At 57.9% G+C, this 7,291-nt stretch carries 4 protein-coding genes; 3 read left to right on the top strand and 1 reads right to left on the bottom strand.

Annotated elements, in window-relative coordinates; all coding sequences use genetic code 11:
* Positions 1-153: 153 nt before the first annotated feature.
* Positions 154-3,456: a ribonuclease E gene (rne, locus tag ACIQYF_RS23445; RefSeq protein WP_402866618.1), complete on the bottom strand. Its 3,303-nt coding sequence runs from the start codon at positions 3,454-3,456 to the stop codon at positions 154-156.
* 710 nt (positions 3,457-4,166) lie between these two features.
* On the opposite strand from rne, the gene rluC reads away from it, so the two are divergent.
* The 3 genes from rluC to sppA are packed head-to-tail and all read left to right on the top strand — an operon-like array spanning position 4,167 to position 6,785.
* Positions 4,167-5,123, top strand: coding sequence for a 23S rRNA pseudouridine(955/2504/2580) synthase RluC (gene rluC / locus ACIQYF_RS23440; RefSeq protein WP_402866615.1), 957 nt, complete (start codon positions 4,167-4,169; stop codon positions 5,121-5,123).
* Positions 5,113-5,775: an HAD-IA family hydrolase gene (locus ACIQYF_RS23435; protein ID WP_402866612.1), complete on the top strand. Its 663-nt coding sequence runs from the start codon at positions 5,113-5,115 to the stop codon at positions 5,773-5,775. Before rluC ends, ACIQYF_RS23435 begins: the two co-directional genes overlap by 11 nt.
* Before the next feature lie 20 nt (positions 5,776-5,795).
* On the top strand, positions 5,796-6,785 hold the full coding sequence (gene sppA / locus ACIQYF_RS23430) for a signal peptide peptidase SppA (protein ID WP_402866609.1): 990 nt from the start codon (positions 5,796-5,798) through the stop codon (positions 6,783-6,785).
* Positions 6,786-7,291 lie beyond the last annotated feature (506 nt).

Here is a 7,291-nt window from a genome sequence, read left to right as displayed (position 1 = left end):
GCGTGTAATCACGCTGACTGCGCCTTTTTCCCGAATCCATTGAGTCCTCCTGAAGATAGGTCAGAAGGTGTAAACCCTATTCAGGACGGGACAGCGACATAAAAAAAGCCCCGCCAGTTCAGAACTGACGGGGCTTTTTAGTGGCCTTTGGAATTAGACGAGGGGTTTGGTCTCGTGCTCTTCCTGGGCTACGGTTTCGTTCGCTGATGCTTGAGCAGCGGCGGCAGCGGCTGCAGCTTCTTCGCGTTTGCGACGACGAACTTCACGCGGGTCGTTAGGTGCGCGACCGTTGCTTGGCCGTGTGCTGACAACCGGAGCGGCAACCACAACTTCAACCACTTCGGCGGCTACAACCGCTTCAATAGGTTCAGGTTGCGCAGTCACTGGGGTTTCAACCACCGCTTGCGCCACAACGATTTCGGCAACGACAGGTTCTGCTGCTGCAGCCGGTGCGGCCTCGACAGCGGCTGGTTGGGCAACAGGCTCGCGAGCAACACGGGCTTGCTTGGCCGGCTCAGACGCTTTCTCGATGACGGGCGTCTCGTCAGCCGGGGTTTCAGCGCGTGGCGCTTCCACCGCAGGAGCCTCGACAACGACTTCGGCTACAAGCTCCGGTGCGGCAACGGCCGGGGTTTCGATTGCAGGGGCGGCCTCGGCGGTGACCTTGACTTCAGGCTCGGCTGCTGGAGTCGGTGAAGTCTCCACGTCTGGCGCCTTGAATGCTTCAACCGGGGTCAGGGCTTCAACAACTGGGGCTTCGACCGCTGGCAACTCGACAGCCGGGGTGTGTGCCACAGGTGCTTCGACAACCGGTGTTTCAATGACAGGCGTTTCAACAGCTGGCGCTTCAACCACTGGGGTTTCGGCTGCAGGTGTTGCGGCAATAGTCACTTCGGTTGTCTGCGCTTTCGTAACGGCGGCAGTTTCGGTTTCGACCGTTGTCGATTCCTGAGCGGCCTGAGTGGCGCGCTCGGCTTGTTGATGGGCCTGGGCTTCAGCAGGTGCGCTGATGATCTGGCTGGCAACAGCGTGCTCGGCAGTCGGTTGTGGGGCGGCAGCGTTTTCGGCGTTGGCTTCTTCGCTGTTCTCTTCCGAACCCTCAATCACGTTGCCGTTGGCATCGCGTTGACGTTCACGACGGTTGCTGCGGCGACGCTGACCACGGGAGCGGCGACGTGGACGATCGCCCTCGGCGTTGTCCTGTGTCTCGTCCTGCGATTGCTCTTCGCTTGACAGTGCTTCTTCGTCTTCAGCGCCGGCAGCCTGGGTTTCGCGTGGTGCACGTTCTTCACGTGGAGCGCGAGGCTGACGCTCTTCACGAGGCGCACGAACTGGACGTTCTTCTTCGGTCACAGCGCCAGCAGCAGCAGCGGCAACGGCAGGGGCTGCATCCAGAGGTTCGCGCAATTCGCGTACGCGCTCTTCACGACCTTCGCCGCGCGGCTTGCGGTCTTCACGCGGAGCGCGAGGGGTACGCTCTTCGCGCGGTGGGCGAGGTGCGCGCTCTTCGCGGACGGCTGTAACTGCCGGTGCTTCTTCGCGCGGCTCGCGGACTTCGCGTGGCGCGCGTTCTTCACGAGGTGCACGCTCTTCACGAGGTGCACGTTCCTCACGAGGCTTGCGCTCTTCGTCACGGCGACCGTTGCGATTACGGCTTTGCTGACGGCCGTTGCGACGCTCTTCGTTGCGGGCCGGACGCTCGGTAGTCACTGGTTTTTCAACCGGGGCCGGGGCGACAGGCTCCTCCTTGCTGGCGAACAGGCTGACCAGCGACTTCACCAGGCCTTTGAACAGGCTAGGTTCAGAAACAGTCGGGGCCGCAGCGGCAACTGGAGTGGCAACTTCGGTCGGTACCGGAGCTGAGGCGCGGGCCGGCGCCGTTTTAACGGCGGCCTCCTGGCGAACCAGAGTGCGGGTCGCAGCGGCTGGCTGGACTTCTTCTACTTCGGCAGCCGCGGCAGCGATTTCGTAGCTGGACTGGTTGGTGTGAGCTTCCGGGCTGTCATCACGCAGACGCTGAACTTCGAAGTGCGGCGTTTCGAGATGATCGTTCGGCAGAATCACAATGCGCGCGCGGGTGCGCAGTTCGATCTTGGTGATCGAGTTGCGTTTTTCGTTGAGCAGGAACGCGGCAACCGGGATTGGCACCTGGGCGCGTACTTCGGCAGTACGGTCTTTCAGGGCTTCTTCTTCGATCAGGCGCAGGATGGCCAGCGACAGCGATTCAACATCACGGATGATGCCGGTGCCGTTGCAGCGAGGGCAGACGATGCCGCTGCTCTCTCCCAGTGATGGGCGTAGGCGCTGACGGGACATTTCCAGCAGGCCAAAGCGCGAGATGCGGCCAACTTGTACGCGGGCACGGTCGGCTTCCAGGCATTCGCGGACTTTTTCTTCCACGGCGCGCTGGTTCTTGGCAGGCGTCATGTCGATGAAGTCGATGACGATCAGGCCGCCGATGTCGCGCAGACGCAACTGACGAGCGATCTCTTCAGCGGCTTCAAGGTTGGTTTGCAGGGCTGTTTCTTCGATATCGCTGCCTTTGGTGGCGCGCGCCGAGTTGATGTCGATGGACACCAGGGCTTCGGTCGGGTCGATAACGATGGAGCCGCCGGAAGGCAGTTCAACGACGCGCTGGAATGCGGTCTCTATCTGGCTTTCGATCTGGAAACGATTGAACAGCGGAACGCTGTCTTCGTAGAGTTTGATTTTGCTGGCGTACTGCGGCATCACCTGGCGAATGAAGGTCAGGGCTTCGTCCTGGGCTTCTACGCTGTCGATCAGTACTTCGCCGATGTCCTGGCGCAGGTAATCGCGGATAGCACGGATGATCACATTGCTTTCCTGATAGATCAGGAATGGCGCGGAGCGATCCAGCGAGGCTTCTTTGATGGCGGTCCACAGTTGCAGCAGGTAGTCGAGGTCCCACTGCATTTCTTCGCTGCTGCGACCCAGGCCGGCAGTGCGTACGATCAAGCCCATGTCAGCAGGGGCGATCAGGCCGTTCAGGGCTTCGCGCAGTTCGTTGCGTTCTTCACCTTCGATGCGACGGGAGATACCGCCTGCACGCGGGTTGTTTGGCATCAGGACCAGATAACGGCCAGCGAGGCTGATGAAAGTGGTCAGGGCTGCGCCCTTGTTGCCACGTTCTTCTTTCTCGACTTGCACGATAACTTCCTGGCCTTCGCTCAGGACGTCCTTGATGTTTACGCGACCTTCAGGCGCTTTCTTGAAGTATTCGCGGGAGATTTCCTTGAGGGGCAGGAACCCGTGGCGCTCAGAGCCGAAATCGACAAAGGCAGCCTCAAGGCTTGGTTCAATGCGAGTAATACGGCCTTTGTAGATGTTGGCTTTCTTCTGCTCGCGTGCACCCGACTCAATGTCCAGGTCGTAGAGGCGTTGGCCATCTACCAGTGCAACACGCAACTCTTCAGGTTGAGTTGCGTTAATCAGCATTCTTTTCATGTTGTACCGTCGGTTTCCGGGCTACCGGAAACGGCGTTCGGCACACACGACTTCTCATGGTCGGTGTCAGGTGCGTCAGGAGTAGTTGGCCACTCCAGTGTCCAGCGAGGTTCGACCAATGGGGGCGAAGTCGCGACTTACGCTTCCTGCTTGCTGTGGTGACTTAATAAGCACTCAGTCAGGAGGAGGAATCAACCAGCGGCTGTGGACGAGATGAAGCGTCTTGATAAAGCCTATTGCTACACAGTCCGACGGTTGTGCATCTCCACCCTACACGTATCCCTGATAATTCGGGTGCTGCCGCGCGCAGAATCCGCAGCGGGTTGGCATTTACCGTGTTCTCCAAAAGGGGAGTTCACGCATCATGGCTAATAAAGGCGATGTTTCCGAAACATTCGCTCGAAATACCTGGAGCTGACTGCACTTTGTGAACTGGCCGTGAATATCGGCGTAAAAGGCGAGTTTTCACTCTGCTTTCCAGGCTCGCTTCAGGCCTCATGTCACCTGCGCTTGTTACAACTCCCTGTGTTTCGTATGCAGCAAAAGCCCCGTAGGACGGCCTCGCGTCCTCGTGAAGAGCGTTGGTCAGGGCCGGTTGTTCACCGTTAATCCGCTGTCCAGGCCGCTTTTGGCGGCGTTCGCGACTATAGCAGCAATGATTAAGTGCTTCAATTCCATAAAAAATTGTTATCATCCGCGCCATGACGACGACTACCCCCCCGACCCCCAGCGTTCAGCTGCTTGAGGTCACGCCGGAATATGCCGGCCAACGCATCGACAACTTCCTTCTTGCCCGGCTCAAGGGTGTTCCCAAGACCTTGATTTACCGCATTTTGCGTAAAGGCGAAGTGCGCGTGAACAAGGGGCGGATCAAGCCCGAGTACAAGCTGCAGGCCGGCGATATTGTGCGCGTGCCGCCGGTTCGCGTGCCTGAGCGTGATGAACCGGTGCCCGTGGCGCAAGGTTTGCTGCAACGACTCGAAGCCGCGATTGTTTACGAAGACAAGGCACTGATTGTGCTCAACAAGCCTGCCGGGATTGCCGTGCACGGCGGCAGCGGCCTGACGTTTGGCGTGATCGAGGCCTTCCGTCAGATGCGTCCCGACGCCAAGGAGCTGGAGTTGGTGCACCGCCTGGATCGCGACACCTCCGGCCTGCTGATGATTGCCAAAAAGCGCAGCATGCTGCGTCATCTGCATGAAGCGCTGCGGGGTGATGGTGTCGACAAGCGCTACATGGCGTTGGTGCGCGGCAACTGGGCGACTTCGATCAAGCAAGTGCGTGCGCCGCTGATGAAGAGCAATCTGCGTTCAGGCGAGCGGATGGTTGAGGTCAATGAAGAGGGCAAGGAGTCGGTAACGGTGTTCAAGGTGCTGCGTCGCTTCGGTGATTTTGCCACCCTGATCGAAGCCAAGCCGATTACTGGTCGAACTCACCAGATTCGGGTTCACACGCTGCATGCGGGTCATTGCATTGCCGGTGATACCAAGTACGGCGATGAAGGTTTCTCCAAAGAAATTCGTGATCTGGGCGGTAAACGCCTGTTCTTGCATGCCTATATGCTGACGGTGCCGTTGCCGGATGGTGGCGAGCTGAAGCTACAGGCGCCGGTTGACGAGATGTGGGCCAAAACGGTGGAGCGCCTGAGTGCTGAGTGAGTACAAACTGCTTATTTTTGACTGGGATGGCACGCTGGCCGATTCCGTTGGTCGGATTGTTAGCGCGATGCAAGTTGCAGCGCAGCGCTCGGGACGCCCTGAGCGCGATGAGCAGTCGGTCAAGGGGATTATTGGCCTGGGTTTGCCTGAGGCCATCCTGACGCTTTATCCCGATATGGCCGAGGCTGAGGTGGTTGCCTTTCGTCAGCACTATGCCGACGTCTATATCGCAATGGATGCCGAGCCTTCGCCGCTGTTTCCTGGTGTGGCGGACTCGCTTGAGGCTTTGCGTGCCGATGGCTATCGCCTGGCGGTTGCGACGGGCAAGGCGCGCCGCGGACTTGATCGTGTGCTCAAGTCCCATGGTTGGGAGCGATTCTTTGATGTCACGCGGGCGGCGGACGAAACCGCCAGCAAGCCTGATCCCTTGATGCTGAATCAAATTCTGGCGCATTGCGGCGTGTCTTCCCGGCAGGCCTTGATGGTGGGGGACGCTTCCTTTGATTTGCTGATGGCGCGCAATGCAGGCATTGACTCTGTAGCCGTCAGCTATGGTGCTCAATCAATAGAGCGCTTGCTCACGTTTGAACCGCGATTGGCTATTGATAGTTTTCCCGAATTGCGTGCCTGGCTGAGTCGGCAGGTTAATTAAAGTTTTTGCTGGGGTAGAGCATGGTTGATCAATGGAAGGCGCCTGCGCAAGATGAGTCGGCAGCAGGTGATGACAAGAGCTGGAAGTTATTGGAAAAAACCTTGTTGGCGAGTGTGCAGGAGCAGCGTCGTGCGCGTCGCTGGGGTATTTTTTTCAAGTCGCTGACGTTCTTGTATCTGATGGCGGTGCTGCTGGTGTTTACGCCGTTTCTGGATATGGAGCGCAATGCAACCAAGGGTGCGGGCTATACCGCGCTGATTGAGGTGCGAGGCGTGATTGCTGATAAAGAAGCGGCCAGTGCCGACAACCTGATCACCAGTCTGCAGGCTGCGTTTGAAGACCCTAAGGTCAAGGGTGTAGTGCTGCGCATCAACAGTCCGGGCGGCAGTCCTGTGCAGTCGGGCTATGTCTACGATGAGATTCGTCGTTTGCGTGGCTTGCACCCTGATATCAAGGTGTACGCCGTGATCTCCGATCTGGGGGCTTCCGGTGCTTACTACATTGCCAGTGCGGCCGATCAGATTTACGCGGACAAGGCGAGTCTGGTGGGGTCGATTGGTGTCACGGCAGCCGGCTTTGGCTTTGTCGGGGCGATGGAGAAGCTGGGTATTCAGCGTCGTGCCTACACGTCGGGTGAGCACAAGGCTTTTCTTGATCCGTTTGAGCCTGAAAAGCCGGATGAAACCAAGTTCTGGCAGGGCGTGCTCAACACTACGCACGAACAGTTCATTGCCAGCGTCAAGCAAGGTCGCGGCGATCGTCTGAAAGACAAGGATCACCCAGAATTGTTTTCGGGGTTGGTCTGGACCGGTCAGCAAGCACTGCCGCTGGGCTTGATCGATGGTCTGGGCAACGCCAGTTCGGTTGCTCGTGATGTGATCGGCGAAAAAGAACTGGTCGACTTCACGGTGCAAGAATCGGCTTTTGACCGCTTCTCGAAAAAGCTGGGCGCCAGCGTGGCTGAGCAATTGGCCATGTGGATGGGCTTTCAGGGGCCGACATTGCGCTAGTTCTGTGGTCGCAGCGTGAGGTTTCGGCCCGCGTTGTGGGCGTCTTTTAAAACCGGCACTCCTATTGGGTGCCGGTTTTTTTTGTGCGTGTGATGCCTGTTTTGTGAAAGATGCCCAATCGCAGAGTGCGCAAGAAGTTGCGCAGTTAATTGTGTATTTATGGGCTTTTTTATGGCTCAAGGGCACGTATTTAAAGGGCTGTAGAGGGGTGCGCAAGAAGTTGCGCAGTACTGCGCAACTTCTTGCGCACTTTTGCCTGCTTTTACTTGGTTAAGGTGTGATTTTTGCTTGCGATTTTATATAACTTATTGATTTATATGGATTGATCAGTAAGTGGCACGGGTATTGATATCTCAAAGGCCCTATCAGGGCGAGCGCTACGCTCGCGGAGCTTGCGAGATGTCAAAGCCTTTCAGACCCAAAAACCCCAACAACGTCAACCTTTCTCGGGACGATGCACGAAACAGCATGGGCACCTGCCCATTGATGAAAACCACCGTGCAGCT

This window comes from Pseudomonas sp. NPDC096917 (assembly GCF_044762555.1).
Classification (GTDB): domain Bacteria; phylum Pseudomonadota; class Gammaproteobacteria; order Pseudomonadales; family Pseudomonadaceae; genus Aquipseudomonas.
Note: the sequence above shows the minus strand (reverse complement) of the source record. Positions and strands in the feature narration are given on the sequence as shown.